The sequence below is a fragment of the Pseudoduganella sp. RAF53_2 genome, assembly GCF_052113985.1.
In the GTDB taxonomy this organism is placed as follows: domain Bacteria; phylum Pseudomonadota; class Gammaproteobacteria; order Burkholderiales; family Burkholderiaceae_D; genus Rugamonas.
This window is the reverse complement of record NZ_JBFRDW010000585.1, coordinates 1-3,914: the sequence shown is the minus strand read 5'-3', so window position 1 is coordinate 3,914 and position 3,914 is coordinate 1. Positions and strand designations below refer to the sequence as shown.

Sequence of the window (3,914 nt, the reverse complement as noted above, 5' to 3'; positions counted from 1 at the left end):
CGCTCAAGGAGATCGAGGCAGTGCAATCGCCCATTGCCGGCCGCGCGACCGATTATCCCGCGGGCTGGCACATCAAGCCGCACCTGCATTCCAAGCACCAGATGATTTACGCCGTACGCGGTGTGATGGTAGTGAAAACCGAAGCCGGGCGCTGGGTCGTGCCGCCCACGCGCGGCATCTGGATGGTGGCCGGCATGATGCACGAAATCTGGTGCATTGGCGAGGTGCATATGCGCAGCCTGCTGGTGGCGACCGATGCCGCGCGCAATCTGATGGAAGTCACGCAGGCCGTCGGCATCTCGCCCCTGTTGCGTGAACTGATGCGCGCGGCGATGGACGTGAAGCAGCCCTATCTGCCGGGTACACGCGACGGGCGCCTGATGCGGCTGATCCTCGATGAAGTACGCGCCTTGCCGGTGCTGCCGCTGCACCTTCAGTTGCCTTCCGATCCACGCCTGCTGCGCATTTGCGAACTGCTGCAACAGCGCCTGGACGATTCGTCGACCATGGCCGATTGGGCCAGGCGCCTGTCGCTGGACATGAAGACGATCCAGCGCCTTTTTACGAAAGAAACGGGAATGACGTTTGGCCAGTGGCGCCAGCAGGCGCGCTTGCTGCGCGCGCTGGAATTGCTGGCGACAGGAGAGAAGGTGATTGATGTGGCGCTGGCGCTGGGCTATGAAAGCCCCAGCGCCTTTTCCACCATGTTCCGCAAGCAGTTCGGCCAGTCACCCAGCCAGTTCTTTGCGGAGGGATGAATCAGTTCGATTCCGGGTGCAGGTTCTTGCGGAAGAAGGCGTCGATATAGGCCTGAACGTGGCGCTTGGCGACACGCGAGGACACACCGTGCTTGGCGCCCGGATAGGTCATCAGCTCGAACTGCACGCCGCGGTTGACCAGCGCGTCGATCATCTTGGTGGTGTTGGTGAACAGGACGTTGTCGTCGGCCATGCCGTGCAACAGCAGCAGCTTGGACTTCAGGCCGTCCACGTGGGAGAACACGGTGGAGTCCTTGTAGCCATCAGGGTTTTCGGATGGCTTATCCATGAACTGCTCGGTGTAGTGGGTGTCGTACAGGCGCCAGTCGGTCACCGGAGCGCCCGATACGCTGGCCGCAATCTTGTCCGAGCCCTGCGACAGCAGGCGCAGTGCCATGAAACCGCCGAAGCTCCAGCCGTACACGCCAACGCGCTTCGGATCGACGTAAGACTGCGTGCCCAGCCAGTCGATGCCGGTCAGCTGGTCTTCCACTTCCACCTTGCCCAGGTTGCGGTAGTTCGCATCGGTGAACACGCGCTCGCGGCGTGCGGAACCGCGGTTATCCAGGCGGAACACGACGTAACCCTGCTGCGCCATGTACTGATCGAAGTGGCTGCCTTCCCACGAACGTTTCACGTATTGCGAGTGCGGGCCGCCGTAGGTGGACACGTACACCGGATACTTCTTGTTCGCGTCAAAATGCCATGGCTTGATCAGCGAGTAGTACATGGTCTGGCCATCCTTGGACTTCATGCTGCCGAATTCCGTTGGCAGCAGATCCGCCTTGTACTTGTAATACGGGTGCGATGCGTTGATCTCATTGTGATCCACCCACGCCACGAAAGCGCCATCCGGACGGCGGATCGAAACCTGCGGCGGATTCGAAGGATCGGACCAGGTGTCCACGAACACTTCGCCATTGCGCGAGAACGAAGCCTCATGCCAGCCGTCGGCCTGGGTGATGCGCTTTGGCTTGTCGGCATTGGAGCCGTCCAGATTCAGCACATACACCTGCTTGTCGTACACGGCATCCTTGTTGGCGGCCACGTAGACCTTACCCGCTTTTTCATCCAGCGCCAGCACATTGTCGAAGCCCCACTCGCCCTTGGAAATGGCGTGCAGCAGCTTGCCGTTCATATCGTACAGGTACAGGTGATTGCGGCCGGTGCGCTCAGACGACCAGATGAAGCCTTTGCCCGTTTTCAGGAAGCGCAGGTCGTCGCTGATGGTGGTCCAGGTCTTCGACGTCTCGCTCAGGATCGGGCGCTGCGCCAGCGAGGCGGTATCGACCGAGATCAGCTCCAGCGTTTTCTGATCGCGCGACTGGCGCTGGAAGAACAGCGACCTGGCGTCTTCGCTCCAGTCGGCACGCACCAGGTAGATATCCTTGTTGGCGCCCAGGTCCACATCGCGGATCACGCCGGTTTCAGGCGATACGATCTTCAGGCCCACGATCGCATTCGGATCGCCGGCGGCAGGGTAGCGCTGCTCGACCACGTCGGTGCGGTCGGCGTAGATTTCGAAGCGGCGTGCCACCGGCACTTGCGCTTCGTCGTACCAGCGGAAGGCGATGGCGGAATCGTCCGGCGCCCAGTAGTAACCGGTGAACTGATGCATCTCTTCCTGCGCCACGAATTCGGCTTCGCCGTTATGTACGGTGCCCTTGCCGTCAGTGGTCAGCTGGCGTTCCTTGCCGGTCTTCAGGTCGATCACGTACAGGTTCTGGTCGCGCACGAAGGAAACGTAGCGGCCCTTCGGAGAAATCTTCGGATCGATCACATTGCCGGAGGCGACCATGCGCGCCTGGTCCGGCTTGGACAGGTCAACCAGGTACAGATTGCCGGCAATCGGCACCAGCAATTGCTTGCCGTCCGGTGACCAGCTGTAGCTGATGATGCCTTTCAGGGCGGCGGTGCGCTCACGCTCGCGGCGTGCTTTTTCGGCATCGGACAGATTCTCTTCCGGGACCAGCACTTTGGAGTCGACCAGGCGGCGCGTGGTCTTGTCCTTCATATTGTATTCCCACAGGTCGAGCTGGAACTGGTTGTCTTCGCGGCCACGCAGGAAGGTCACGCGGGCGCCGTCCGGCGACACTTTCAGCGCGCGCACGCCGGCGCCGGAAAGGGCGGGGTCGGACTGAATTCGATCAAGGGTAAGACGGTCGGCGGAGGCGGAACCGGCGGCCAGCAGGGCCAGGAAGGAGAGGATGAAACGCATGTGTGTCCCGATGTAATTGGTGATTTACGGATCGCAAGACAATACCAGAGAGCGCACCTCCGGATATTCGGAATCATCATGCAATCTCCAACTTTCGTTTGGCCGCAGCGGTAGACAGGCGCATACTCCTTCCACAACTTTCGGAAAAGGAGGCGGGACATGGCGACCAGATCCAAATCGAAGGGATGCAAACTGTCGGCCAGCCTGGCGGCAATGGTGGTGGCGCCAACGCGGCGCAAGGCGCTGGGCGACACGCTGACGCTGGCGCTGCGCAGCCTGCAGCCGTCGGCGGAACAAACGTATCACGTGCTGGTGCGCTGCAAGGACGGGGCGCCCAAATCGATTGCCGGCGTGCCGCTGGTGTGGGGCAGCGGCGACGTGGCGACCGCAATTGTCCCGGCCAGTAAACTGATGCGCTTTGCCGGTTCGCCCGATGTGGAGCGCGTGTCCGCGCCGCGCCGCATGAAGCCTCTGGATATCGCCGTGCCGCTGGCTGGCGTGCCGAAGTTCATCAAGCAGAATAAGGTCAGCGGCAAAGGCGTCGTCCTCGGCATTGTGGACACGGGCATCGATCTCACCCATCCTGCATTTGCCGGCCGCGTGCTGRAGATCTGGGACCAGGAAATCGCGGGGCAGGGTCCCGGTCCGGGCTACAGCGCTCTGGGCAAGGTGCTGACCGGCGCGGCGATGACGGCCAGCGAAGATACCGAAGGCCACGGCACCCACGTGGCGGGGATTTGCGGTGGCCAGGGCGATCCTTATACCGGCATTGCCACCGGCGCGGACTATCTGATCTGCAAGACCAATTTCGAGAACAGCGCCATCGTGGAAGGCGTACGCTGGATTTTCGCGGAGGCGAAAAAGCTGGGCCGGCCATGCGTGGTCAATCTCAGCCTGGGTGGCCATTTCGATGGCCACGACGGCAAGGACGATATGAG

At 61.7% G+C, this 3,914-nt stretch carries 3 protein-coding genes; 2 read left to right on the top strand and 1 reads right to left on the bottom strand.

Features of this window, described 5'->3' with window-relative positions:
• Nucleotides 1-758: AraC family transcriptional regulator (locus AB4Z11_RS25880; protein WP_442028681.1), on the top strand; the 758-nt coding region annotated here is incomplete at its 5' end.
• A 1-nt stretch (nt 759) separates the two neighbouring features.
• Here AB4Z11_RS25880 and AB4Z11_RS25875 read toward each other — a convergent pair.
• A complete protein-coding gene (locus AB4Z11_RS25875) occupies nt 760-2,976 on the bottom strand; it encodes an alpha/beta fold hydrolase (protein WP_442028679.1) in 2,217 nt (738 codons plus the stop codon).
• A gap of 159 nt (nt 2,977-3,135) precedes the next feature.
• On the opposite strand from AB4Z11_RS25875, the gene AB4Z11_RS25870 reads away from it, so the two are divergent.
• Nucleotides 3,136-3,914, top strand: a 779-nt coding sequence (locus tag AB4Z11_RS25870) for a S8 family serine peptidase (RefSeq protein ID WP_442028677.1), incomplete at its 3' end; no start/stop codon positions are given.